Genomic DNA, 24652 nt, shown 5'->3' with positions numbered 1-24652 from the left:
GTTACTCGTCCTCGTCGTCCAGGCGGGCGAGAGCTTCGCTGACCTGCTCGTTGAAGGCGATGACGGTGGGGTGAGTGGCGTGTGCGCTGACCTCGGCCTGGAAGTCGGTGACGTAGCGCTGGAAGCGGGAGGACTGGAGGGAGTCGCCGCCGTCCACGGCAAGACTCGCAGTGGTGACGGCGGCTTCCAGTTCTCCGTTCAACAGCTGGCTCTGAGCGAGCACCATGCGGCAGAAGCCCAGCGTGCGGGCGTACTGCGGATCGGTGCTGTCGACGGCGCGCTGTGCATGCTCGACTGCTTCCCGGCGCATCTTGAGGTCCCGGAAGCAGTGGCAGAACTCGCCCAAGAGTTCGGCGTCATCGAAGTAGCTGAGCCATGCCGGGTCGTCGGCGCTGTCGGCCCGCTCGAAGTGTCCTTCTGCTTGCTTCATCGCCTCGGCTGCCCCTGGCCGGTCGCCGGCGTTGGAGAGGGCGCGGGCTTCCATGGCCCAGTAGTTCGCCATGGCTCGGGGGGTGGCTCGGCCTTTGGCGCCCTCGACGGCTGCGCGGGCAAGCTGGATGGCGTGGGTGTGGTTGCTCAAATAGTTGGCTTGGTGGCTCAGGTTGCCCAGGATGCGCGACCCGAACATGCGGTCATCGATGACTTGAGACAGCCGCAGTGTGGACGTGAGGTAGCGGTGAGCGAGCCGGTGGTTGCCGACGTCGTAGGCGGTCCATGCGAGTAACTGGGAGACCTCGGCGGCGGCCCCGAACAGCGCCATGCCCACCTTCTCGCTGTAGCTCGCGTTCAGTAAGGGAAGGACCTCGTGGCGGAAGTAGTGGCGTAATGCCTTGTGACCGTGGCCGCCGCCGTACTTGAAGTCGAGCTGCATGAACATCGAAGCGGCGTCCCTGATCGCGCGGACGTCGCGCATGCCGACTCGTTGGTGTGCGGGCCTGTCGGCCTGGACGCCGTCGGGTCGGGCGATCATCCATGACAGGACGGCAGAGCTGAGGTCGGTGTCCGCAATGTTCAGTGGGTCTGAGGCCGTGACGTCGGCGCGCTCCTGGGCAAGGCCGTCCAGCATCGACAGGGCCTCGGGGACGGTGCTCGGGTAGCCGATCGGCTCTGGGATCGTCGGCCGGGTTTGGTCGAAGAAGCCAAGATCACCCGGCGTGACACGGCGGTCCAGGTTGGCGCTCAGAACGTCGGCCATGATCGCTGCCGTCTCCGGCTTGATGCCGGCGCCGTCTCGCCAGCGTTGCACAGCGACGTGTGTGGTCCCGAGACTGATCCCTCGCCGGGCGGCATCGTCTTTCATCCGCTTGGCCAGCCCTTTGTTGGAGACCTTCGCTTCGTCCATGACCGCGATCAACTGGGCGTTCGGTTCTCGGCTCATGCTCTCCTGCCAACCCGAGAATTACGGCGAGTGCTCATCGTGTCACAGCAGTATCGCGGTGGGGGGTTCATTGATGAACCCCCTTGCGTTTGCTGGTGTTCACGTGAACCCCCTGGTGAACGCTCCCGGTCGCGGGCCTGGCGTCGTGTACTGACTTGCGCGAAGCAATCGGTGCTACGAGAGCTGGGAAGGGACGCGATGGACGCGGCAAAGACCAAGCACCTGAGCGAGGAGCTGGAGGCATACGCTCACTGGTTCGTAGCGCCGGACCCGGCTGCGGGCGGGCATTTTCTGGCGGTCACCCTGTTCGCCGAGTTCGACGACACTGCGCGGGTCGCGCGTGAAGTGACGGCGATGTTCCTTGTGGGCGCCGGCGCGGGTGAACTCGTAGACGACGCTCAGCTGATCGTCTCGGAGTTGGTGGCGAACGTCGTGAACCACACCGTTCCTGATCGGCACCTCGCTCGACCCGGTAGCTGTCGCCGTATCGACGTGACCTTCAAGAAGTACCCGAAGTGGGTCTTCATCGGTGTCTCCGACGAGGACTCGACACCGCCACTGCTTCCGGCGGGTGAGGCGTTCCCTGCCGCTCTGGTCGGTGAGCTGTCGGAGGCAGTCCTGCCGGACAGCGGTCGTGGGCTGCTCATCGCTCAGCGGCTCGCCACGTCGGTCTGGTGGTCGCCGGAAGAACGTGGCGGCAAAACCGTGTGGTGCCGCTTCGACCTTGACGAGCCGGGCGTTCGCCCGGATTGACAGGCGCCGGGTCGCCCACCCCTGTCTGCTCCCTCGCGATCGGGAGTGGGGAGGTGGCCCGGTAACTGGCCGGAGCCTGACCACTCCGGCCGAAGGGGCGCGGTCTCTCGGACGGCCCGAGGGCTCCCCTCCCGAGCGAGAGTCCGCGCTTCACATCCCCCATATAGGCCGGGCCACCCCGTCAGCCCTGGAAAGCGAAGGGTGGCCCGGCTGGGAACACGGCGGTTCCCGGTGCCTGATGGTACCGGGGCCGCCGTGCTGCGTTTCAGCCCTGGTCCAAGGAAGTTGATGATCCGTTACCTAGATCAGGGCAGAGGTGGGCAAGGTGACTGGCTCGGGTGAGGGCTGGCTGAACGATGGTCTCGATCTGCCGGGAGCGGACTCCGGTCTCTGGGTGTCCGGGGTGGACTACATCTCCGGTTGGCGTGAGGTACGTGAGACTGCCGACCGGCTGAACCGCGCACTCCTCGGACTGGGCTTGGAGCTGTCCGCCGTGCGGGCCGTCGCGTCCACGAACGAGGACGGGCGCGGGGTGGTGCGGCTGACAGGTTGGCCGGATGCCGTGAACCGGCTCGCTGAGCTCCTGGAGGCACGCGCGGCCAGCGATGGCGGTGCAGCATGAGGGGTGCTTCCGCTGGTGAAGTCTGCGTGAGGTCGACGCCTGCCCTGTTTGATGCCTCAGCCACAGACAGTCAGCCACGACGATGCGGGTCTGATGCAGGTTCGGGTGACAGGTGCGGTCACGCGGCCTGGAGGGCCGACGTGGTCATGACGGTCTCGAATTCGACGGGGGTCAGCCGGCCGAGCGAGGCTTGTCGTCGGCGCCGGTGATAGGTCCGCTCGATCCAGGACACGATCGCGATCCGCAGTTCCTCGCGGGTGGCCCAGCTCCGACGGTCGAGGACGTTCTTCTGCAACAGGCTGAAGAAGGACTCCATGGCCGCGTTGTCGCCGGCAGCTCCAACCCTCCCTATCGATCCGGCCATCCGGTGGCGGTCGAGCGCCCGGACGAACTTCCGGGAGCGGAATTGCGATCCGCGATCGCTGTGCAGAATGCAGCCGTCGACGTCTCCACGCCGGGCCACGGCGTTGTCTAGGGCGGTCACGGCCAGGCGGGACTTCATCCGCTCGTCGATGGAGTAGCCCACGATCCTGTTGCTGAAGGCGTCCTTGATCGCGCAGAGATAGAGCTTGCCTTCGCCGGTGGCGTGCTCGGTGATGTCGGCGAGCCACAGCCGGTTCGCACAGGTCGCGGTGAAGTCACGGCGGACGAGGTCGTCGTGCACCGGCGGGCCGGCCTTCTTGCCCTTGCCGCGCGTCTTGCCGAACACGCTCCACCAGCGGTTGTCCCGGCAGATCCGCCAGGCAGTCCGGTCCGCCATCACGGCCCCGGCGCCGCGCGCTTCGTCGGCCAGGAAGCGGTAGCGAACTCCGGATCGTCACGGTGCGCGTCGAACAGCGCGTTCGCGCGATACGCCTCCTCCAGCATGGCGTCGGTCACCGGCTGGTCCAGCCAGCGGTAGTAGGGCTGTCTGGCGAGCTTCAGCACCCGGCACGCAACCGTGACGGGCACCCCGTCCCCGGCCAGCTCCTTCACGAGCGGGTAGATCCTTTTCCCGGCAGATGGGCCTGCGACAGATAGGCCGCGGCTCGCCGCAAGACCTCGTTCTCCTGCTCCAGCAGCTTGATCCGCCGACGCGCTTGCCGAAGCTCTGCGCTCTCCTGGCTGGTCGTTCCGGGCTTGGTCCCGTCGTCGATGTCCGCGCGACGCATCCACTTCCACAACGTCATCGGATGGACTCCGAAGTCGGTGGCCACCTGCTCGACCGTCACACCCGGCCCGCGGTTCCTCGCGACACGCACAACGTCCTGACGGAACTCCTCCGGATAAGGCTTGGGCACAGCGACATCCTTCCCACCCGCCCCACAGGGCAAGCCAGTTCAGATGTCACCCGATCGTGCGGCAGACCCTGCCGTGTGACGAACGAGCTGGCGCGCGTGTGTCTCGCTCAGCTACCCACCTGCAGCAACCATGCGCACGTGCTCCTGATCCTCACGGCCGGTACCGTCCGGGCCGGAGCACCGATGGTTGGTCGATGCCTCGACTCCTTGGCCGTGCCGCAGGCGGGGGCGCCTGCCGACCGGACGGGACCGGCGCCCACGCCGCACGCCCGGCCGGGGCGGCCGGGCGCCCCGGCGTGCCGCAGGCGCGCCCTTGAGGAAGTGAAGGCGGTTTCGACCGATCGATGTCGGCGCTCAGGCGCGGGGGCGTCGTGCGGGCTGCTTGTCGGCGGTGATCCGGTAGGCGAGTTCGGCCCGGTCGGCGCCGAAACGCAGCTCTTCGAGGATCAGCGGACGGTCGTCGGTGCCGTGCGCGACGCGGCAGACGTGCAGGATCGGTGTGGCGTCCGGAAGCTGGAGCGTGGTGCGCTCGTCGGGCAGGGGCATGCGTGCTCGTACGGTCTCGGCCCAGGTGAGCTTGTGCCCGGCCTGGGTGAGCACCCCGTAGAGCGCGGCCGATGGCTTGCACGGCTCCTGACCGAGCAGGGGAACGGCCTCGGCAACCTCGAATGGGATCAAGGTGCGGTGCATGGCGCGCGTCCCGGTGCTGGGGTCGATGAGCAGTCGGTCACAGCCGAACAGGGCTTCCTCGGTTTGGAGTTGGAGGAGCCGGCCCGTGTCTCTCGTGGTGTGGGTCCGGTAGGTGCTCGGCTCCTCGGCCTCCTGCCAGATGTCGCCGTTGGGCATCACGAACTTGCCGTCGCTTGTCCGGCTGACGCCCCGTTCCAGAGTGAGGACGGGCTGACCGCTGGATCGGACATAGCTCCCCTTGCCGTGCCGGACGTCAATGAGCCCTTCGGCGCGCAGTGCCGCAATGGCGTTGCGGACGGTCGGCCGGGAGACGCCGTAGCGCGTCATGAGCTGGGCCTCGGACGGCAACAGGGAGTCGGGCGCGAACTCGCCGGACAGGATCGCCTCGCGGATCGCTGTTGCCACCTGCTGGTAGAGGGCTCCTGGGCGCTGGATCTCCGACATTCGGTCATCTCCGGGTGAGGTCGTAGGCGCGCTGCACGCGCGACATCACTCGTCAGCATAAGTAGTTGCGCTACCGCCGTACAGAACTCCATAGTCATCACTCGTAAGGACAAGTGACGTCACAACGTGAGTGACGTCCCGACTGGCCAAGGAGGCCAACGAAATGCAGTCCATCCCCGTGGACACGGCGCGGCTGGGCGTACTGCGGTGCGCCATCGCTCCGGAAGCAAAGCTCAGCAACCCCGAGACGCAAGAGGTGAAGAGGGACCGGGAGGGCAACCCGGTATGGACCGTGGCCGTCACCGTGCGGCAGGACGGGCGGCGTATCTCCGTCATCGAGATCGCCGTGAGCGGTCAGCCGAAGGGCATCGAGGAAGGGCAGATCGTCAAGGTCACCGGTCTGACCGCGTTCATGTGGTCGATGGGGGACCGGCACGGCGTGAGTTTCCGTGCCGACGCGATCACCCCCGTGACCGGTCCGGCGCACGGCAAGGGTGCTGACGCCTGATGGGGCCCATCCTGCTTGCCCTCGGCCTGGCCGTGCTGGCATGGGTGCTCGTCGTCGGTGACCTGGTCCGCCGGCACCGCCCCGTCTGGCACTGGTACCTGATCGGCTACCCGGCAACCGCCTGCCGGGTGCTGGTCACCTGGCGCAAGGTCGCACAGCTCAATGACCTGGCTGTGTCCAAGCGTCCGCCGCGCGGGCTGCTCGGCGACCTGGTCGTCAAGGGTGACCCGCTGCGGCCGGTGGCTCCGCGGATTTCCTTCCCGCGCGCCACACGCATGGGCCTGACGGTGCTGGTCCGGCTGCACGCGGGACAGACCCCGGCAACCTTCCTGAAGGCTGCTGACGCGTTCGTGCACGCGTGGAAGGTCCATGCGGTCCGGGTCACCTCGCCCGAACGCGGGCTCGTCCTGCTGACGGCGACGGCCACGGATCCGCTCCAGCAGCCCGGCTTAGCGTCTGCTCCGACCGAGTTGCTGTCGGCGCTCATCGGGGTCCTGGAGAGCGGCGGCGCCTGGGTGATGAACCTGCGGCTCGTGCCCCACTGGCTCATCGCCGGTGCCACCCGCTCGGGCAAGTCCACGCTGCTGGCCCGGCTGATCACCCAACTTGCCCCGCAGCCGGTCGCCCTGGTCGGCATCGACTGCAAGGGCGGCATGGAACTCGGGCTGTTCGCCGACCGGCTCAGCGTGCTGGCCACCTGCCGACGTGAAGCGGTCGCCGTGCTCTCCGCGCTCATGGTCGACATGCAGGACCGCATGAGTGCCTGCCGATCGGCCGGAGTCCGCTCCATCTGGGAACTGCCGGACAAGCTCCGGCCGGTGCCGGTCGTCGTGATCGTGGACGAGATCGCCGAACTGTACCTGTCCGACGGCACTCGCGAGAGCAAGGCGGAAGCCGAACAGTGCTCCACCCTCCTGCTCCGCATCGGACAGCTCGGGGCAGCGCTCGGCCTGCACCTGGTCGTCGCCGGCCAACGCGTCGGCTCCGACCTCGGCCCCGGCGTCACCGCGCTGCGGGCCCAGCTCGGCGGCCGGATCTGCCACCGCGTCAACGACCCCGGCACCGCCGAGATGACCTTAGGCGACCTGAACAAGGACGCCGTGGCTGTCGCCCAGTCGATCACGGCAGAGGAACGCGGCGTGGCCGTCTGTACCGGCCCGGACGGCGGCTGGAGCCGCGCCCGCTCCCACCTCACCCCGACCGAGGAAGCCGTCTCCACGGCCCGGAAGTACGCCGCGACGGCACCCGGCCTGCCCGCCCTGAACCGCGCCTCCGACGCGCCGGAAGGAGACGACAAGTGATCAGCGAAGGTACCGCGTTCACGTTCTCGGTGATCTTCGGGATCATCACCATCCTCCTCGTCCGCTCCCGCGACGTGCGCGCCTGGGAAGCAGTCTGCGTCGGCCTCTTCGGCCTCTACCTCGGCCAGACGCCCGTGGTCTTCACCGTGCACGGCCTCGTGACCTGGCTCATCAGCGGCTTCGCCCACCACTGACCGGAAGGACAGACGACCATGCCCATGCCTCGCGTGAGGTGCCCCCACTGCAAGGGCGACGGAGCCCGCAAGACCTGGACCGGACGCATCCGCCGCTGCCGCGTCTGCCGGGGCACCGGAACCATCCGCTGACCACCAACCCACCCCCGACGACACGGAGGTGATCTCCATGACCCACCCCGCACCATCAGCCGTCCACATCCCTGCCGCTTCGGCGGCCCACCCCGGAAGGTCACCACCATCACCCCGGACTTCACTCCGGCTGACCGGCGCGCCACCCTCGATCGCGCGGCGCGCCTGCGTCAGCTCCCCGAAGTAGACCGCGACGCAATCCGTCTCGTGCAAGACCCAAAGTTTCCTCGCCTGCTGGAGCAGATCACCGCTACCGGCGGCTGCTCCCACCCAGTCCACCTCTCCGGCTCCACCACCACAGTGGACGGCACGACCGGCGAGATTCTCCACCACTACGACACCCGCAACGAGCCCGGCGAACGCCTCCTCGTCCGCTGCCGTAACCGCCGCGCAACCATCTGCCCGGCCTGCTCCCGCCTCCACGCCGGAGACACCTACCACCTCGTCCGCGCCGGCCTTCTGGGCGGCAAGAACGTGCCCGCCTCCGTCTGCCACCGCCCCCGGCTCTTCGTCACGCTCACCGCTCCGTCATTCGGCCCCGTCCACAGGGCTGGGGAAAGCTGCCGTCCTCGCCGCGACGGCGGAACCTGCGAACACGGCCGCCCCCTCAGCTGCAGCGTCGTCCACGCGCCGGACGCACCGATCGTCGGCCAACCGCTCTGCCCCGACTGCTACGACTACACCGCCCACGTCCTGTGGCACGCGCACGCCTCCAAGCTCTGGGACCGCTTCGTCATCGACGTCCGGCGACGCCTCGCCTCCTCCGTCGGCCTCGTCCAGTCCCGCTTCGCCCGCCACGCCCGGCTCTCCTTCGCCCGCGTCGCGGAATACCAGAAGCGGGCTGCCGTCCACGTACACGCGGTCATCCGCCTCGACGGCCCGACCGGCCCCGGAGAGGAACCCCCGGCATGGGGAACAGCGGAACTGCTCACAGACGCCGTACGAGCGTCCGCCCGACGGGTACGGGTCGGAACGCCCCACAGCTCAGCCGTTGGTGAGCTGACTTTGCGCTGGGGCGCTCAGATCGATGCCCGACCCCTACGTACCGACGGTGACGGCCCGGACGATGATGCGGTGGCCGCGTACGTCGCCAAGTACGTCACCAAGGGTGCGAGCGACACAGGCGCCGGCACGGACTACCCGCTCTCGACCTGGGGCGACATCGAGTCGGCGTCCGTGAGTGAACACGTCCGCACTCTCATGCGGACCGGCTGGCGTCTGGGCGGCCTTCCCGAGTACGCGCCCCTCCGTCTTCGCGCCTGGGTCCACACCCTCGGCTATCGGGGCCACATCCTCACGAAGTCCCGTGCCTACTCCACCACCTACGCAGCACTCCGCGCCGAACGTGCCCACCACCAGGGCCACACCGACCTACCCGACGCGATCAACAAACGGCACTGGCGCTATGTCGGCTCCGGCCACACGCCGGGCGCAGCACTCATCGCCGCTGGCATCGCAGACGACCTTGTGGAGTCCAGGTGGTTGGCTCTGGCCATGGTGCAAGAGGGGGAGTGGTGCCGATAACTGCTCTGCCTGAACATGACTCGCAACAGGGTGAGCGTGCATCGCTTCTTCAGCAGTCCGCCGACAGCCGGATGCTCCTGATACAGAGCGAAATCGTGATCGTCGACGACGACGGAACGGAAGAGCCGTTCGACCCGGCATCATGGTTCTCGTGACGCGGAGCCGCCCGCCCGGTTGTGTGGGGGCGGCTCCGCTCGTGTGTCCGCCAGAAGGCGTCAGAACGCCTCAGCGAAGTCATCCTCTTTCATGATCAGCCGGTCTCGTACGTCTTTGGGGATCACGAGCTTCATGTGGATGCGTGGGGCGCGAACCCCCTTCACCTTGCTCCGCTTGATCACGCACTTGACGCCAACCCTGAGCAGATCGGCGGCTATGGCCTCTATGCCGCCTTCTTCCCAGTGCTGCCGAAAGGTCTTGCCATTGTGCACGGCTACCCATCGGTCCTTCGTGGACTCGGGGTCGATGGCCTCCAACTGCTTGATCAGGTCGTCCAGCGTCTTCTCAGCTTTCTCCTTGGTGAAGCGGGTCTTCGTGAATCGGCCGCCGGGCTCCAAGCCAGTCATGTAGTAACTGATGGACTGCTCCAGCCGCTGCAGCTCCTTGCGGGCGTCGGCGCCCTGCCGATACTCGCGTGTCATGACTGGCTCGTCACCCAGCACCCTCAAGACGTCGCCTACAAGCTTGCCGTAGATCTCATCGGGGTTAGGGGCGCCGTGCCCTCCGGCCTTGCACTTACCGCACCGCAGGTACGAGTACGACCGTCCATTGACTCGGTTCTTCTGCACGGTCATGTTCGAGCGGCAGTCGTGGCAGATCAGTACACCGAGGAACTTCGTCGCGCCGCCGGGACGTCGTGTGGGCTGGTTCTTCGCTCTACGATCCAGGGCCTTCTGCAGGCTCTCGAACTCTTCCTCGGTGAAGATCGGGTCGGCTACCCGGATGGGCTGAGCGTCGCTACCGAGGACCATCTTCGAGCGGCGCACACCTCCGTTCTTCTCTTCTTCTACGCGGTAGCCCATGAGCGCTGGGTTCCTGAGGCGTCGGAGCATCGTCGACGTGGTCAGCCCCGGTCCGCAGAGGCCGGCCCGTACTAGGACCTTGGCCATGCGCCGAGCTGAAGCGGGCTTCGGTCTCATGGCGGCGTTGCGACACCAGTGCAGTGCCCGGTACGCATCCTGGTCGATGACGAGAACGACCCTGCCGTCCTCGTTCTCCGCCGTCTCATAGCCGTACGCGGGCTTGCCCACCAGCCAGTCAGTCTGTGTCTTGACGTAGTTCCAGAGGCTCGCGACGCGCGTGCTCGTGTTGGCCGCCTCGATCTCGGCGATGCCGCCGATGATCGTGACCATGATTTTCCCGGCCGTGGTGGTCAGGTCGATCGAGTCATTCTTGGAGACGAGGTTCTTCCCGTACTTCAGGCACCAGTCGATCATGGTGCTGAGGTCACTGAGCCGCCGCACGAAGCGATCCAGCTTCCAGAAGAGTATCTCGTCGAACTCCGGGGCTCTGTTGTTCAGCCAGTCGCCGAGCTCTTTGCGCTTCCACGGCGGCACCTTCGTGGCCGACACGTTCAGGTCGCTGGCCACGCCGACGACTCGGCTGCCGCGGTCCAGGGCCAGCTTTCGGAGATCGAGTTCCTGACGGACGGGTGACGTCGTGTCGTCGGTGAGCACCGACAACCGCACGGACAACAGGGCTCGTGGGGCGTCGTCGGGTAAGAGTGCTTCCGCCCTCTTCAGCTCCTCCAAGAGGGCTAAGTCCGCCCCGGTCCACTCGGCCTCAACCGAGTACTGAGCGCGGTCAGTTGCTGTGCGCGTCCTCGTTCGCTTCGCCATGACCAGCACCGTAGTGGATATGGATCCGTTGGGGTATGGCCCGCCATGGACACCCAGATTCAGGTGGGCCCGACCGGCAAGAAGCTTCTGCCTCTGACCGTGGTGAACAAGTAAGCCGGTGGTGGAGCCCTGCGCGTCGTGGCCGTGTCGCGGGGCTCACCTGTTGAGCAGTGGGGCTGGGCTGAGCGGGTCGTGAACCGGGTTCAACTGCGGGGCTGGAAGGCGTGGAGCGCGTCCCCGCCCGGTTGGACGATGCCGTAGCTGCTCTCGGGCACTTCGTTCCATGACCCGGGGAGGTCGCCCAGGGGTTCGGACACGACAAGGCGGGTCTCGTCGCCGATCCCCCGCAGGAACGCGGCGTCCGAGTGAAGGGCGCGCAGAGCATCCAGCCTGGTGCTGTAGAATAGCGACCTCGAGGAGCCCTCGCTGGAGTAGCGGAAAGCCCACAGGCGTTCACCGTCGGCCACGGCGACGGTCATCTGCAGGGGGTGTTGCACACCGTGTCTGTGTCCCGTCTCCTCGACCAGGCCGGCCATCCGCGCCACGGCACCCGGCGGATCCTCGGTGAGACCGAACGTGAGGGCCAGGAAGAACATCAGTTCCGAGTCGGTGGAACCCTCGATGTCGGAGTAGAGGGCGGGGTCGACGGCCAGAGCGAGTTCACGTTTGAGCCGATGGAATTCGCTGATCGCGCCGTTGTGCATCCACAGCCAGCGATCTCTGCGGAAGGGATGGCAGTTGGTCTGCTGCACGGCGGTACCGGTCGTTGCCCTGATGTGGGCGAAGAACAGACCGGAACGTACGTGGTGAGCGACTTCCTGCAGGTTCCGGTTGTTCCAGGCCGGACCCACGTCCCGCAGAATCGCCGGTGTGGTGAGGTCCTGTGTGTACCAGCCGATGCCGAAGCCGTCGCCGTTGGTCGTCTCCACTCCCATGCGCGAGCGCAAGCTCTGGTCGATCAGATTGTGTTGCGGCTCGAACAGGACGTGGCTGAGAAGGACAGGCGTGCCCGAGTAGGCGATCCAGCGGCACATGTGCGCACCCACCTTCCTCTGGCGGAGGACGGCGACACTTCTGCGACAAGTATCGGCTGCCGGGGCAGTTGCGGCACGCCCGTCTCGGTTCACGTGCTCATGTCGGAATGGGTGGTTCGAGGAATTGAGTACTCGCTCCGGCTGACCGGCTCGACGCGCGCCGCCGACTGCGGCTGCCTACGATTGAGGCGACTCGCCGGATACGCGGGGGCGATCCCAGCACTTGCCGGGTGGCGGTTCGGCTCTCCAGGCACCGGAAGGCGTTCGCGATGGCCACTGCATCTGAAACTCCCGTGCTCGACACGATTGCCGCCATGACCATCGACTCCATCGAGCGATGCCACATGGACCAGCGATCCATCATCCTCGCCCGCATCGCCGCACTCGTGGCCATGGACGCACCGGCGATCTCCTACCTTGCGCACATCGACCCCGCGCTCAAGGCCGAATTCACGGTCGAACAGTTGCAGGACCTGCTCGTCGCCATCGCCCCCGTGGTGGGGACGGCGCGCGTGATGTCGGCCGCGGGCCACATCACCCAGGCGTTCGGCGTCGCGCTCGCGCTGGCCGACGCCGAGGCGGAGTCCATCGCCCAGGCGGAAGCGCAGAGCCGTAGCACGTCCTGAACCCCGTTGAGACGTCGAGACGTCGAGGCAGGCCGACGCGCGCGATCAGCGCGTCAGGGGTCGTCTCCCTGCGGCTGAGCCCCTTCCCTGGTCGGGGAAGGGGCTCAGTGGTGCCTGTCGTCGTCGCGACTGGTGGTCACACGGGCACGACGTAGGGGAAGTGGTCGGACCGCACGTGTTGGGCGACGGACGGCTTGAACCCGGACGGCACGGCCGTGCCGGATCCAGCACCAGGTCGCCGTCGGCGGAGTCCGCACGGGCCTCGTCCCCGGTCAGGACGCGCGGCCGCAGGGCCTGCCTGCCGTCCGGGTCGGGTTCGTCGAAGGAGACCCGTCAGGTCGGGGTCTCGAAGTCGGCGCCGTCGACATGGACTTTGACTGGTGACCACGGAAGCCCTCTCCGAGCGGAGAGGGCTTCCGTGGCTTCCGGCCCGCCGCGCGGCGCCGCGAGCGGCCGGACCGGGGGGCGCTAGCGCAGGGAGCGCAGGCCCGTGCGGACCTCTTCGACGAGCAGTTCCGGCTGCTCCCAGGCCGCGAAGTGCCCGCCCTTGGGCAGTCGGTTGTAGTGGATGAGGTTGGGGTACGCCTGCTCCGCCCAGCTCTTCGGAGCCTGGTACAGCTCGTCGGGGAAGACGCTCACGGCGACCGGGAGGGTCACGCCCACGGCGCCGAAGAACGGGCGCGTGTTCTCCGCGTACAGACGCGCCGCGGAGAGCGCCGTGTTCGTCAGCCAGAACAGCGTGATGTTGTCCAGGACGTCGTCACGCGTCAGGCCCTCCTTCTGCCCGGCGAAGGCCCGGGAGATCAGGGCCAGGCTGTCGCGGTCGTGGTCGAGCAGGAAGGCCGCCAGACCGACGGGGGAATCCGCGAGCGCCGTCAGCGACTGGGGACGCGACCCCATGATGTAGGCGTAGTAGACGTGCCGGTACACGAAGTCCAGCTGCGCGACCGCCGCCTTCTCCTCGTCGTTGGCGAGGACGACGTCGGACGGCAGCGGGTTGCCGGCCACGATCGCCTGCTCGATGGCGGGCGGCACCACCTTGGGCATGTTGGTGTGGATGCCGACCAGGCCTTCGGGCTGCTGAACGGCCATGGCGTCCGTGACGACCGCGCCCCAGTCGCCGCCCTGCGCGGCGAACCTCGTGTAGCCGAGGCGCTTCATCAGCTCGCCCCACGCACGCGCGATGCGCTCGGGACCCCAGCCGGTCGTGGTGGGCTTGCCGGAGAACCCGTAGCCGGGCATCGACGGGATCACCAGGTGGAAGGCGTCCGAGGCGTCGCCGCCGTGGGCGGTGGGGTCGGTGAGCGGCTCGATGATCTTCAGCTGCTCGACGATCGAGCCGGGCCATCCGTGCGTGACGATCAGTGGCAGGGCGTCCTCGTGCTTCGAGCGGACGTGGATGAAGTGGATGTCCAGCCCGTCGATCTCGGTGATGAAGTGCGGCAGTGCCTTCAGCTTCGCCTCGACCTTGCGCCAGTCGTACTCGGTCGCCCAGTAGCGAGCGAGCCGCTGGATCGTGGCGAGCTGGGTGCCCTGCGACTGGTCCTCGACGGTCTCCTTCTCGGGCCAGCGGGTGGCCTCGATGCGGCGACGCAGATCTTCGAGCTGCGCGTCGGGGAACTCGAAGGTGAACGGCCGGATCGCCGGTGAAGCGAAAGTGTCGGACATGTGGGGTCTCCTTGCTCTCGTCGGCGGCTTCTCGCCGCCGGCTCGTCCACTGTCGGCCGGACGGGCGGGCCTCGGCCCAGGGAAACCCCCGGGGTTCGCCCCGTGCCCGGACCCGGGGCGGCTCCGGGCTCGGCCGACTGCCGGCGAACCGAAAAAGGAATAAGGTCGCATTGAGTCATCAACCGGACGGGAGATCGATTCATGGGCAGGCCCGCACTCGCTTCGCGGGTGCTATTGCGGGGCCGAGGCCGGGAGGCGGCCGCGCTGGAGCGGGTGCTGTCGACAGCGCGGGCGGGCGGCAGCGCGGTCCTGGTGATGCGAGGCGAAGCGGGGATCGGCAAGACCGCGTTGCTGAAGCACGCAGCCGACCGGGCCACCGGGTTCCGTACCGTCGGCGTCGCAGGCGTCGAGTCGGAGATGGAACTCGCGTTCTCGGGGCTTCACCAGCTCTGCGCACCGATGCTGGGCCGGCTCCCTCAGTTGCCCGGGCCCCAGCGTGACGCGCTGTCCGTGGCGTTCGGACTGCGTGAGGGGGAGGCGCCCGACCGGTTCCTGGTGGGTCTGGCCGTGCTGGGGCTGCTGGCCGACGCCGCCCGCGACCGGCCGCTGGCCTGCCTCGTCGACGACGTGCAGTGGCTGGACGACGGGTCGCGGCAGGTGCTGGCGTTCGTCGCCAGGCGGTTGATGGCCGAGTCGGTGGCTTTGGTCTTCGCCGTGCGTGAGCCCGCCGGGGAGGACGCTCGGGAGCTGGCGGGTCTGCCGGAGCTGATCGTCGAGGGCCTGGGTGATCCCGACGCGCGTGCGGTGCTGGCGTCCGCTGTCCGCGTGCCCATCGACCCGCTGGTGCGGGACCGGATCGTGGCCGAAGCGCACGGCAACCCGATGGTCCTGCTGACCCTGCCGCGCGCGCTCGCGCCGGCCGAGCTGGCGGGCGGTTTCTGGCTTCCCGGCGGGCGCCCCGTGGCCGACTGCGTCGAGACCGCCTTCCACCAGCAGTTCCGGCAACTGCCGCAGGCCAGCCGGCGGCTTCTTCTGACCGCCGCGGCCGAGCCGACCGGAGACGCGGACCTGCTGTGGCGTGCGGCCGGTCTGCAGGAGGTGCCGGTGGACGCCGCAGCGCCGGCGGAGGCCGCGGGCCTGGTCGAGTTCGGCACCAGGGTGCGGTTCCACCACCCCTTGGTGCGCTCGGCCATCTACCGGAGGACGCCCGCGCCGGACCGCCGGGCGGCGCACCGGGCGCTCGCGGACGCCACCGATCCCGGCCTCGATCCCGACCGCAGGGCCTGGCATCGCGCTCACGCCGCCACCGGGCCCGACGAGGGCGTCGCCGCCGACCTTGAGCGCTCGGCCGAGCGGGCTCGAGGCAGGGGAGGAGCTGCCGCGGCCGCGGCGTTCCTGCGGCGCGCGGCGGAGTTGACGCCCGACCCGGTGCGCCGCGTCACGCGTGCACTGGCCGCCGCTCAGGCACAGATCGACGCCGGCGGCCCCGAACAGGCCGACAACCTGCTGGCCGCCGCGGAGGCCGGCCCGCTCGACGACATGCAGCGCGCCCGACTCGAGCGGCTGCGGGCCCGGCTGGCGTTCTCCCGGATGCGCGGCGGTGACGCGCCACGGCTGCTGCTGGACGCGGCGCAGCGGCTGGCGCCCCTGGACGCCGTCCTGGCCCGCGAGACCCTGTTGGAAGCGCTCGGGGCGGCGATCTTCACCGGCCGTCTCGGTGAGTGGCCCGGACAGCGGGAGGTGGCCGAGGCGGCCCGCGCCGGACCGCCGCCGCCGAGGCCGCCGCGGATGGTCGACATCCTTCTGGACGGCATGGCCGGGCGGATCATCGACGGCTACGCGCCCGGCGTCGACGCACTGCGACACGCACTGCGCGTCGTCCGGCAGGAACAGCGCGCCGGAGCGACGGATGCGGACAGGCGCTGGCTGTGGCTGGCATTTCGCGTGACGCCGGAGCCCCTCGCGACGGAGCTGTGGGACGACGACGCGTGGCACGAGCTGGCGACGGGCGCCGTCAGCGTCGCCCGGGAGGCGGGGGCCCTCGGGGTCCTGCCGATGGCGCTGACCTACCAGGCGTGCTTCCAGGTGCATGCCGGTGAGTTCGACGCCGCGGCGGCCCGGATCGACGAAGCGACAGCGATATCGGAGGCGATGGGCGGCGCGCCCATGATGTACACGTCACTCGTCCTCGGCGCTTGGCGTGGACAGGAGCACGACGCTCTGCACCTCATCGGGACCACCGTGGAAGAGGTGACCGCCCGGGGTGAGGGACGCGTTCTGAGCCTGGCCGAGTACGCGACCGCGTTGCTGTACAACGGTCTCGGCCGTTACGATGCGGCGCTGGCGGCCGCGACACGTGCCTGCCGGTACGAGGACCTGGGTTTCTTCGGGTGGGCGCTGATCGAACTGATCGAGGCGGCCGCCCGCAGCGGACAGCCGCAGGCGGCCGCGGCGGCGCTGGACGTGCTCACCGAACGCACCCGCGCCAGCGGAACGGAGTGGGCCCTGGGCACGGAGGCCTGCTCACGTGCACTGCTCAGCGACGGCCGGGATGCCGACGCGGGCTACCAGGAGGCGATCGAGCGTCTCGGGCGCTGCCGGATCGCCGTCCACCTGGCGCGCGTCCGACTCCTGTACGGCGAGTGGCTGCGCCGCCAGGGCCGTCGTCAGGACAGCCGCGCCCAACTGCGCCCCGCCTACGAGGCCTTCGACCGGTTCGGCGCCGGTGGTTTCGCGGAGCGCGCCCGCAGGGAGCTGCTGGCGACCGGGGAGGCCGCACGCAAGCGGACGGTCGGCGTCGTGGCCGAACTCACCGGCCAGGAGGCTCAGATCGCCCGGCTGGCCAGGGACGGTCACACCAACTCCGAGATCGCCGCCCAGCTGTTCATCAGCCCCCGCACGGTGGAATGGCACCTCGGGAACGTGTTCGCCAAGCTGGGGGTCAGCTCCCGCAGGCACCTTCGCTCCGTGCTGTCCGCTCCGGATTGACGGACGCCGACGGCGTGACCGGTGCGTCCCGCGCGGGGAGGCGCACACGCAGCCGGACCGGGTCCGGACGCCGGCGGGTGAGCGTCAGGGTGGGGGCAGCAGGGGCCCGAGAGGGCCCAGGTCGAGGTTGAGGTCGTCCATCGTGAGGTCGTAGCGGCGGCACAGTTCCGTCATCCGGTCGTGGAGGATCATCAGCGTCAGGCCCAGCCGTTCCTCCTGGTCCTCGGTGAGGTTGCCCTGGTCGACGCGGTGCAGGGCCTGGCGTTCCATCAGCTGGCGCAGCAGTTCGACGATCGTCAGCACCAGCTTGACCAGGTCGCGCTCCACCGTCTCCGGGTCGGTGCGTAGCCGGCGGGCGACCGAGGACCCGGCATCCTCGGTACCCAGGGGCGGCGGCATCTCGTCGGGTCGGGCGGGCAGCAGGGCGAAGGCGCGCGCGGCGGCGTCGGCCACCTCGTCCAGACGGTCGGAGCGCGGGCGTTCAGCGGGGTTCGTCATGGCGGTCGCCGTCCTCGACCAGGGTCGCTCCGGGCAGGGCGGTCCCGTCCGCGGGGATCGTCGCCCCCCACTGCTGCTCGTGCACGGCGACGATCACCGCGCGCAGCGACACCCGGACCAGGTCGATCTCCGCGATCGACAGGACGATGTCGCCCGTGAGCACCACACCGCCGCTCAGCAGCCGGTCGAGCAGGTCGATCAGGGCCACCTGGCGCTGGGCCAGCGGGGGATCCTCGTAGGCGGTCACGGTTGCGTCGCCCCCTGCGGGTCCGCGTTCTGCGGCACCTGGGCGAAGGAGTACGGCACCCACGGCCCGGTGACCTCCACCCGGACGCCCGCGAGTCCCTCGGCGGCCCTCAGGATCCGCTCGCGGAACTCCTCGGCCCGCTCGCGCGGGACCAGATAGGCGTCGTTGGCGATGTTCTCCCCGCTTCCACCGGCCAGGCGGCCCTGCTGGGGCCGGTGCCGGGCGTGGGCCACGGCGAGGTCCCCGGCCCCCTCCTGAATACGGCGGACGGCGTCGGCGGCGGAGGACCAGGCGTCCTCGCGCGCGTGCCGCTGTTGCCGGCGTTGCCGCAGGTAGGCGCGGCCGGGGTCGGTTTCCCGCGCGGCGCCGGCAGGAGGCGGGGCGGTGGCCCCCGGGGACGCGTCGGCGTAGACCTTCACGCCCCACTCGACGTGGTCGGCGAGCCGGTCCAGCAGGCCGGTGAGGGTCCTCTGCCGCTCGTCGAGCATGTCGCGGACCCTGGCGTCGTCGAGGTAGACCGTCGCCAGGCGCAACGGGAGCACCGTGGTGTGCGCGCCGAGCGTCTCGACGACCTGGTGGTGGGCCCGGGCGACGGCCTCCAGCCACTCCAGGTCCTCCAGGTGGGCCCTGAGCGCCGCCTCGGAGAAGTCCGACCGGGGGACCGGGCTGACCGCCGCCGCCAGGTCGCCGTGGCGCACCAGCGTGACGGGCGCGCCCGCGACGCCGCGCACGGCGGCGAGGGCGTCGCCCTCCACGGCGGGGGAGGGGCGCACCACGCCATACACGTAACTGAGCTGGTCCTCCATGGCATCAACTCCGGCCGTCGTCGTCCTCGGCGATCCTGCGCTTCCTGCGCCGCGGCTCCGTACCGGGCTCACGTTCCCGGTCCGGGTCGGGCTCGCGTTCCCGGTCTCGTTGGCGGCCGGGCTCGCGCTCCCGTTCCTGCCCACGTTCGCGGCCGGGCTCGCGTTCCCGTTCCCGTTCGCGGTCGGGCTCGCGTTCACGCTCCCGTTCGCGGACGGGCTCGCGTCCCAGGGCCCGTTCGCGGACGGGCTCGCGTTCCCGTTCCCGTTCCACGTCGCGATCGCGCGGACGGCGGCGGCTGCCGGCCCCGGCCTCCGGCAGCTCCTGCGACTCCGCCATCTGCTTGCGCAACTGCTCGATCTCCTCGCGCAGCCGGGCGTTCTGCTCCTTCAGGTCGCGGGTGCCGTCGGCCCGGGACGACAGGGCGGGATCGCGTTCCCACCAGTCGATGCCGATCTCCTTGGCCTTGTCCACCGAGGCGACCAGCAGGCGCAGCCGAATGGTGAGCAGCTCGATGTCGAGCAGGTCGATCTTGATGTCGCCGACGATGACGATGCCCTTGTCGAGCACGCGCTCAAGTATGTCGGCGAGGTTCGCACCGGATCCCTGGCCGTACGGCTGGAGCGTCCGCGCCGCAGAGGGGCCGGCGGATGGGGGCTCGGTCACGGCGTCCTCGACCTCGTTCCTGGGAGCGGCTCGGCGCCGTCGGTCACCTGGGGAGCCGACGGCTCTCGGTCTTGGGTGCCTCGTCCTCTTCGTCCTCCTCGTCGTCGTAGTCGTAGTCGTCGCGGTCCGCACGGTCGTCGCGCTCGGCGCGGCGGTCGCGGTCGTCCTCGTCCCTCTCGTCGTAGCGGTCCTCGGGCTGCGCCTCGTCCTCCTCTTCGTCCTCGTCCTCGTACTCGTGCTCGTCCTCGTCCTCGCGGGACTTCGCGCTCTCCTCGTCGCGGGGCCGCGCCTTCTCCTCGCTCTCCTCGCCCCGGGCCTCGCGCTCCTTCTCCTCGCTCTCCTCGCCCCGGGCCTCGCGGTCCTTCTCCTCGGCCTCCTCGTCCGGGCCGCGGACCACCCGGCCCTTGCGGATCTCTCCGCGCCAGGCACCCGTGGCCTCGCCGCGCAGCATGACGAATTTGCGGTAGAGCTTCAGATCGAGGCGGGCGCGGCGGCCCTGGGCCCGCCAGAGGTTCCCGGTCTTCTCGACGAGTCCCTTGGGGTAGTAGTCGAGGACCAGCAGGACCTTGGTGAGGTTGTCGCCCAGCGGGTGGAAGGTGACCACTCCGTTGGGGGTGCCCTTGGCGCCTTCCGCCGTCCAGGCGATCCGCTCGTCGGGCACCTGTTCGACGATCGTGCCGGTCCATGCGCGGTTCGACTTGGCGATCTTGGCCTGCCACTGGGTGGTGGTGTCGTCCTTCTGTTCGACACTCACCACGCCTTTGGCGAACCGGCCGAACTCCGCGAACTGCGTCCACTGGTTGTACGCCTCGCGGACCGGCACGCCGACGTCGACGTCCTCGATGATGGTCATGCTCTTGGCTCCGCCGCTCTTCGACCTGCGCTTCAGGCCGACGGCTTCCTTGACCTTGTCGGTCACCGCCTCCTTGGCGTGCGCGGCGGTCTCCTTGGCCCGTGCGGCGACCTGCCCGCCGACCAGCTTGCCGCCCTTGCCGAGGACGCGGACGAGGGGGCCGGGCCCCAAGTGGGCGGAGCCGAGCCGGTTCGCCGCGTCGCCCACCTTGTGTCCCACGCCGGTCAGCGTGTGTTCCAGGCGGGCCTCCGCGTAGTGGCCCAGTTCCTCGACCAGCTTGTTCGCGCCCGGGCCCTTCAAGACGCTGGTTGCGACCGGCGACTTGCCGTCAGTCATCGTTCGACTCCCTCGCTCGCGATGTACCGCCCGGCTCGGAGGACGCCCGGTCACCGCCGGACTTCGGCTCCGACGAGGAACGTTCCGTCTTCTTGGCCTTCCGCGGCTCCTCCTCCCCGCGCGGCTCTTGCTCTTCGCGTGGTTCTTCTCCGCGGTGCTCCCCCGCCGCGCGGCCCACGTCCTCCCGTTGCCCCTGCAGGCCGAGGGTGCGCTGGTGCAGGGCGTCGGCCAGGTGGCCGGCCTGGGCGTTCAGCACGGAACCCACCGCGGCCTTGGTCGCGCCCGCCAGTTCGGTGCGGGCCTGCCGGTTGAGGTTGCCGAGCACGGGGGCCAGGGCCTCGGCCAGGTCGCCGGCCTTCGCCCGCCTGGCGGCCATCGCCAGGGCGAGGCCCAGGGCGGCCCCGCCCTTCTTCCGGCGGCCCAGCACGTAGCCGCTGATGAGGGCAGTTCCGATCTTGGCGTTGTTCATGATGCCGTCTTTCCGAGCTGGTACAGCCTGATTTCCTCCAGCCGCCGCAGCAGCTCCTCCTCGCGTGCCGTGAACGACTCCTCGTCGATGCGGCCCTCGACGCGCGCCCGCTCCAGGTCGGCGAGCGCCGCCTGCACGGGGGTGGGGTCGTAGTACTCGTTCTCCGCGGCCTCTACGACCTTCTGCAGCACCCAGCCGATGCCCCGCACCGGGGCGAAGGGCAGGGCCAGGACCTCGTAGACCAGTCCTCCCACGGTGACTCCTCTGTCGTTCGGTGCCTCGCGCCCGTCGACGGTCGTCAGGCGAAGCTGTAGGGCGGCAGTGGTCCGCCGAGCCGTAGCTCGGCTCCCTCGGGCAGTTGCTCGGAGAGCCGTGCGCAGGCGTCGGTGAACTCCTGGGACTTCTCGTCGGCCATGAGGAACGAGGCGTTGACGAAGTACTGCTGGGAGGGCGGGGACACGTTCTCGGCGTCCCCGAGCGGTCTCAGCGTGGTGACGACCCGCTCGGCCAGTGCGTCCTGGCGGGCCTGCACCTCCTGGGCCACGAGCTGGCCGAGTGCGATCCGCTGCTCCGGACTTCCCCGGCCCTCGCGGGTCGCCTCGTTCAACTCACGTATCCGGTCGGACTCTTCGACGATCTGGCGCAGCAGCGTGTCCTCGTCCTGCACGCCCTTGACGTTGAACTCGACCCGGCCGGCGAGTTCGGCCAGCCGCTGGGCGTACTGCTCGGCGCCCTGCTCGAGAACGGTGCGCACGGCCTCCTCGTCCTGGGCGACGAAGCCGAAGCCCAGTGGCAGCGTCACACCGTCGGACCACAGCCGCTCCTGCACCGTGTGATGGGCCTCGAGGTTCCGGCGGGCCAGCGACAGGTCCTCCGGCGCGTCGCTGACGACGGCGCACAGCGAGTCGCCGCGCACCACGCGCAACTCGGAGGGCGAGTCGCCGACACCCTTGAGGTCGTCGAGACGCAGGGGATGCGAGTCGTTGGTGATGGCATAGACGTACAGCGTCATCGCTCACTCCCCGCGCTCCCTGGAGGACCGGCGTTCCGAACCCCGCTCGACGGGCTCGCGCTCGCGTTGGCCCTTCTGCAGGGACTCGGTGAAGGCTTCGACGGCGCCGCTCAGCGCGCCCTTGCTCTTGCCCCGGGCGCCGCCCTCGGTGATGCTCTCCATCACGTCGGGCAGCTGGGCCGGAGCCTTGCGGCCCGCTTCGAGGTCCAGCCTGTTGCACGCCTCGGCGAAGCGCAGATAGGTGTCCACGCTGGCCACGACGATGCGGGCGTCTATCTTGGCGATCTCGATGCCGACGAGGGACACGCGCACGAAGGCGTCGATCACCAGGCCGCGGTCCAGGACGAGTTCGAGGACGTCGTAGAGGTTGCCGGAGCCACCTCCACTGGGGGCCGGCACTCCGCCGCCGCCCGGCATCACGGTCACGATCTGCTCCCTTCGTTGCGGTCGATCTGGGCGCGCGTGTAACGCCGCCCGCGCTTGTAGCCGAGCAGTTGGCCGGCGGCGTCCAGGGCGACTTCGTAGCTGGCCATCACGCTGGCGGTCTCGGGGATGCGCTCCAGCTCCACGACCTCGATCGCGGCTTCCCAGCCGTCGTCCGTCGGTCTCAGAGCGGACACGGACTCCGGACGCCGGCCCAGCAGCTCCGTGAGCTGTTCGGTCGCCTGCCGCATCGCCTCGGCCGCCGAGACTCTCTCGTTTCCGGGCATTTCATCACCAACCATCCTCAATGACCCGTGTCTCCCAAAACCCGCACATGTATCTCTCCGCCGAGCAGGTTTTCGAGTGAGCACGCGCATCCACACCCGGGGCGGTGGCGTCTACGACGGTATGGACCTGGAGAAGCCGCCTGCTCAACAGCCACCCGACGGGTGCCTGGTGGTCGCGATCCGCCTCCCGGTGCGGATCGTCATGCTCGTCGTCGTGCTCCCGGTGCGCATGACGTGGGACGCCCTCGTCGTCGCCGGGCGGTTCCTGAACGACACGGTGCTCAGGCCGCTCGGGCGCGCACTGTCCTGGCTGGGGCGGGCGGTGTTCGTCTGGCCGTTCGTGGCGCTGTGGCGGTGGGTGCTGGTACCGGCCGGCCGGGCGCTGGCCTGGCTCGGCAAGGTGCTGGTCGTCGTGCCGTGCGTCTGGCTCTACCGGTACGTCCTGACGCCGGTCGGGCACGCGCTCGCCTGGACGGGTCACGGGATCGCGGCCGGGCTGGCGTGGCTGTACGCGCGCGTGCTGACGCCCGTGGGGCACGCGATCGTGTGGGTCCTCAAGGGCGTCGGCGCCGTGCTCGCCGCTGTCGGGACCGGTGTGTTCACCGCCGTCGCCTGGCTGGCGCGGTACCTCGTGGTCGTCCCCGCCGCGTGGCTGTACACCTGGGTCCTGGCGCCGGTCGGGAGGGCGGTCGTGTGGTGCGTGAACGGGCTCCTCCGGGTGCTGCGCGTGATCGTCACGGGGATCGGCGTGGCTCTGTACTGGATCTGCCGGATCCTGCTCGTGCTGCCCGCGCTCGCCCTGTGGCGTTGGGTGCTGGTGCCCGTCGGACACGTGCTCGCGGTCCTCGGGCGGGAGATCGGGACCGCGCTGGGCCATGCATGGCGGGTCGCGGGGCACATCTCGCTCGCCGTGGGACGGTTCCTCGGCACGCTCTTGCGGCGGGTCTTCGTCGAGCCGGCGCGATGGGCGTACGCGCGCGTGCTCACGCCGGTCGGGCACGCGGTCCGGGACGCCGTCCTGCGGCCGGTGGGTGAGGCTGTGCGGGCCGTGGGGCGGGCCACGCGGCAGGCCCTGGCGTCGGCGCGGGAGAGCGTGCGGCAGGCCCGGGCCGACGTCCGGCGCCTGCTCCTCGGTGAGCCGCGGCAGCCGGCCGCGACGGCCCGGCGGGAACCCGTGGCCGCCGACACACGTACTCTTGGTAGCAGTACGACCGCTCTCACGAAGGACTGAACGACACTGGGCAAGCGACAGCCCGAAGGCCCGCCGCCGGCACCCGCGGTGCAGCGCGTCCGACTGCGCTACACCAAGCGCGGCCGCCTCCGGTTCACCAGCCACCGTGACTTCCAGCGCGCCTTCGAGCGTGCGCTGCGCCGCGCCGAGGTGCCCATGGCGTACTCGGCGGGGTTCACACCGCACCCGAAGGTGTCGTACGCCAATGCCGCACCCACCGGCACGGGCAGCGAGGCGGAATACCTGGAGATCGCGCTCACCGAACGGCGTGATCCCGAGAAGCTGAGGCTTCTGCTCGACGAGTCGCTGCCCGCCGGGCTCGACATCGTCGACGCGGTCGAGGCCCGCACGTCGGGGCTCGCCGACCGGCTGACGGCCTCCGTGTGGGAGCTGCGGCTGAACGGCGTGGCCCCGGCCGACGCCGCGCGCGCCGTGGCCGCCTTCAACGCGGCCGAGGCCGTCGAGGTGCAGCGGCTGACCAAGAACGGCGTGCGCACCTTCGACGCCCGCCCGGCCGTCGCGAGCCTCGAAAGCCTCGACGGTCCGCAAACACAGAGTTCGCAGGCTGATAGGCCGACGGACCAGCCCTGTGCGATACTGCGGCTGGTTGTTCGGCACGTGACGCCTGCCGTACGACCCGACGACGTCCTGTCCGGTCTCCGCGCCGTGGCCGACCTGGCGCCGCCGGTCCCCGCAGCGGTGACCAGGCTGGCGCAGGGGCTGTTCGATGAAGAGACCGGCACGGTGACAGACCCGCTCGCGCCTGACCGCGAGGCGGGTCCCGCGTAGGACGGACGTCGAAAGCGCCGCCCTCGTACTCGGGAGCCACCTGGGTCGGGCAGCGCACCG

The 24652-nt window shown here is 69.6% G+C and carries 25 protein-coding genes and 1 pseudogene; 10 read left to right on the top strand and 16 right to left on the bottom strand.

The window, feature by feature from the left end; genetic code table 11:
- Nucleotide 1 precedes the first annotated feature (1 nt).
- A complete protein-coding gene (locus IPT68_RS12595; protein WP_189698418.1) occupies nucleotides 2–1378 on the bottom strand; it encodes a sporulation protein in 1377 nt (458 codons plus the stop codon).
- A 198-nt stretch (nucleotides 1379–1576) separates the two neighbouring features.
- Between IPT68_RS12595 and IPT68_RS12590 the strand changes: the two genes are divergently transcribed.
- Together IPT68_RS12590 and IPT68_RS12585 are read left to right on the top strand one after the other, a co-directional pair.
- Nucleotides 1577–2131 carry an ATP-binding protein gene (locus IPT68_RS12590; protein ID WP_189698417.1) on the top strand — a complete coding sequence of 185 codons (555 nt, stop codon included), beginning with the start codon at nucleotides 1577–1579 and terminating at the stop codon, nucleotides 2129–2131.
- A gap of 325 nt (nucleotides 2132–2456) precedes the next feature.
- On the top strand, nucleotides 2457–2753 hold the full coding sequence (locus IPT68_RS12585) for a hypothetical protein (protein ID WP_189698508.1): 297 nt from the start codon (nucleotides 2457–2459) through the stop codon (nucleotides 2751–2753).
- A gap of 118 nt (nucleotides 2754–2871) precedes the next feature.
- On the opposite strand, the pseudogene IPT68_RS12580 reads toward IPT68_RS12585, so the two are convergent.
- Nucleotides 2872–4033: pseudogene (locus IPT68_RS12580) on the bottom strand (IS3 family transposase).
- 354 nt (nucleotides 4034–4387) lie between these two features.
- Nucleotides 4388–5167, bottom strand: a complete 780-nt coding sequence (locus IPT68_RS12575; RefSeq protein WP_189698416.1) for a GntR family transcriptional regulator — start codon at nucleotides 5165–5167, stop codon at nucleotides 4388–4390.
- 163 nt (nucleotides 5168–5330) lie between these two features.
- Here IPT68_RS12575 and IPT68_RS12570 point away from each other — a divergent pair, with 163 nt between their 5' ends.
- From IPT68_RS12570 to IPT68_RS12555, 4 genes are all read left to right on the top strand, one after another.
- Nucleotides 5331–5675, top strand: a complete 345-nt coding sequence (locus tag IPT68_RS12570; RefSeq protein WP_189698415.1) for an SCO3933 family regulatory protein — start codon at nucleotides 5331–5333, stop codon at nucleotides 5673–5675.
- Nucleotides 5675–6976: an FtsK/SpoIIIE domain-containing protein gene (locus IPT68_RS12565; RefSeq protein WP_189698414.1), complete on the top strand. Its 1302-nt coding sequence runs from the start codon at nucleotides 5675–5677 to the stop codon at nucleotides 6974–6976. Before IPT68_RS12570 ends, IPT68_RS12565 begins: the two co-directional genes overlap by 1 nt.
- Nucleotides 6973–7170: a hypothetical protein gene (locus tag IPT68_RS12560; RefSeq protein WP_189698413.1), complete on the top strand. Its 198-nt coding sequence runs from the start codon at nucleotides 6973–6975 to the stop codon at nucleotides 7168–7170. Before IPT68_RS12565 ends, IPT68_RS12560 begins: the two co-directional genes overlap by 4 nt.
- A 297-nt stretch (nucleotides 7171–7467) precedes the next feature.
- Nucleotides 7468–8826 (top strand): replication initiator, encoded by a 1359-nt coding sequence (locus IPT68_RS12555; protein WP_189698507.1) that lies wholly within the window; start codon nucleotides 7468–7470, stop codon nucleotides 8824–8826.
- 215 nt (nucleotides 8827–9041) lie between these two features.
- On the opposite strand, the gene IPT68_RS12550 is transcribed toward IPT68_RS12555, so the two are convergent.
- Entirely contained in the window at nucleotides 9042–10661 is a 1620-nt protein-coding gene (locus tag IPT68_RS12550; RefSeq protein WP_189698412.1) for a recombinase family protein, read from the bottom strand.
- A 203-nt stretch (nucleotides 10662–10864) separates the two neighbouring features.
- The gene (locus IPT68_RS12545; RefSeq protein ID WP_189698411.1) at nucleotides 10865–11695 is read right to left on the bottom strand and encodes a class II glutamine amidotransferase; all 831 of its coding nucleotides are present in this window, start codon (nucleotides 11693–11695) and stop codon (nucleotides 10865–10867) included.
- 269 nt (nucleotides 11696–11964) lie between these two features.
- Here IPT68_RS12545 and IPT68_RS12540 point away from each other — a divergent pair, with 269 nt between their 5' ends.
- A complete protein-coding gene (locus tag IPT68_RS12540) occupies nucleotides 11965–12321 on the top strand; it encodes a carboxymuconolactone decarboxylase (RefSeq protein ID WP_189698410.1) in 357 nt (118 codons plus the stop codon).
- 468 nt (nucleotides 12322–12789) lie between these two features.
- Here the strand turns inward: IPT68_RS12540 and IPT68_RS12535 are convergent, their stop codons facing one another.
- Nucleotides 12790–13989, bottom strand: a complete 1200-nt coding sequence (locus IPT68_RS12535) for an epoxide hydrolase family protein (protein ID WP_189698409.1) — start codon at nucleotides 13987–13989, stop codon at nucleotides 12790–12792.
- 201 nt (nucleotides 13990–14190) lie between these two features.
- Between IPT68_RS12535 and IPT68_RS12530 the strand changes: the two genes are divergently transcribed.
- Nucleotides 14191–16977, top strand: a complete 2787-nt coding sequence (locus IPT68_RS12530; protein ID WP_189698408.1) for an ATP-binding protein — start codon at nucleotides 14191–14193, stop codon at nucleotides 16975–16977.
- A gap of 84 nt (nucleotides 16978–17061) precedes the next feature.
- On the opposite strand, the gene IPT68_RS12525 is transcribed toward IPT68_RS12530, so the two are convergent.
- Genes IPT68_RS12525 through IPT68_RS12480 form a run of 10 tightly spaced genes read right to left on the bottom strand, consistent with a single transcriptional unit; the run spans nucleotide 17062 to nucleotide 22587 of the window.
- Nucleotides 17062–17475: a gas vesicle protein K gene (locus tag IPT68_RS12525; RefSeq protein WP_189698407.1), complete on the bottom strand. Its 414-nt coding sequence runs from the start codon at nucleotides 17473–17475 to the stop codon at nucleotides 17062–17064.
- The gene (locus tag IPT68_RS12520; RefSeq protein ID WP_189698406.1) at nucleotides 17459–17722 is read right to left on the bottom strand and encodes a gas vesicle protein; all 264 of its coding nucleotides are present in this window, start codon (nucleotides 17720–17722) and stop codon (nucleotides 17459–17461) included. Before IPT68_RS12520 ends, IPT68_RS12525 begins: the two co-directional genes overlap by 17 nt.
- Nucleotides 17719–18528 (bottom strand): GvpL/GvpF family gas vesicle protein, encoded by an 810-nt coding sequence (locus IPT68_RS12515; RefSeq protein ID WP_189698405.1) that lies wholly within the window; start codon nucleotides 18526–18528, stop codon nucleotides 17719–17721. Before IPT68_RS12515 ends, IPT68_RS12520 begins: the two co-directional genes overlap by 4 nt.
- A gap of 4 nt (nucleotides 18529–18532) precedes the next feature.
- Nucleotides 18533–19192: a gas vesicle protein gene (locus IPT68_RS34980; protein ID WP_189698404.1), complete on the bottom strand. Its 660-nt coding sequence runs from the start codon at nucleotides 19190–19192 to the stop codon at nucleotides 18533–18535.
- A gap of 43 nt (nucleotides 19193–19235) precedes the next feature.
- A complete protein-coding gene (locus tag IPT68_RS12505) occupies nucleotides 19236–20381 on the bottom strand; it encodes an SRPBCC family protein (RefSeq protein WP_189698403.1) in 1146 nt (381 codons plus the stop codon).
- Nucleotides 20374–20850: a hypothetical protein gene (locus IPT68_RS12500; protein ID WP_189698402.1), complete on the bottom strand. Its 477-nt coding sequence runs from the start codon at nucleotides 20848–20850 to the stop codon at nucleotides 20374–20376. Before IPT68_RS12500 ends, IPT68_RS12505 begins: the two co-directional genes overlap by 8 nt.
- Complete coding sequence (locus tag IPT68_RS12495; RefSeq protein ID WP_189698401.1) at nucleotides 20847–21104, bottom strand: gas vesicle protein GvpG; 258 nt, start codon at nucleotides 21102–21104, stop codon at nucleotides 20847–20849. The genes IPT68_RS12500 and IPT68_RS12495 overlap by 4 nt, the downstream gene beginning before the upstream one ends.
- A 44-nt stretch (nucleotides 21105–21148) precedes the next feature.
- Nucleotides 21149–21862 (bottom strand): GvpL/GvpF family gas vesicle protein, encoded by a 714-nt coding sequence (locus tag IPT68_RS12490; protein WP_189698400.1) that lies wholly within the window; start codon nucleotides 21860–21862, stop codon nucleotides 21149–21151.
- Nucleotides 21863–21865: 3 nt separating this feature from the next.
- Entirely contained in the window at nucleotides 21866–22279 is a 414-nt protein-coding gene (locus tag IPT68_RS12485) for a gas vesicle structural protein GvpA (RefSeq protein ID WP_189698506.1), read from the bottom strand.
- Between the two features lie 5 nt (nucleotides 22280–22284).
- The gene (locus tag IPT68_RS12480) at nucleotides 22285–22587 is read right to left on the bottom strand and encodes a gas vesicle protein GvpO (protein ID WP_189698399.1); all 303 of its coding nucleotides are present in this window, start codon (nucleotides 22585–22587) and stop codon (nucleotides 22285–22287) included.
- Nucleotides 22588–22693: 106 nt separating this feature from the next.
- Here IPT68_RS12480 and IPT68_RS12475 point away from each other — a divergent pair, with 106 nt between their 5' ends.
- Together IPT68_RS12475 and IPT68_RS12470 are read left to right on the top strand one after the other, a co-directional pair.
- On the top strand, nucleotides 22694–23803 hold the full coding sequence (locus IPT68_RS12475; protein ID WP_189698505.1) for a hypothetical protein: 1110 nt from the start codon (nucleotides 22694–22696) through the stop codon (nucleotides 23801–23803).
- Between the two features lie 48 nt (nucleotides 23804–23851).
- Nucleotides 23852–24592 (top strand): TIGR03936 family radical SAM-associated protein, encoded by a 741-nt coding sequence (locus IPT68_RS12470; protein WP_189698398.1) that lies wholly within the window; start codon nucleotides 23852–23854, stop codon nucleotides 24590–24592.
- Nucleotides 24593–24652: the final 60 nt, after the last annotated feature.

This window comes from Streptomyces chromofuscus, from assembly GCF_015160875.1.
In the GTDB taxonomy this organism is placed as follows: domain Bacteria; phylum Actinomycetota; class Actinomycetes; order Streptomycetales; family Streptomycetaceae; genus Streptomyces; species Streptomyces chromofuscus.
This window is presented reverse-complemented; position numbering and strand designations above follow the sequence as displayed.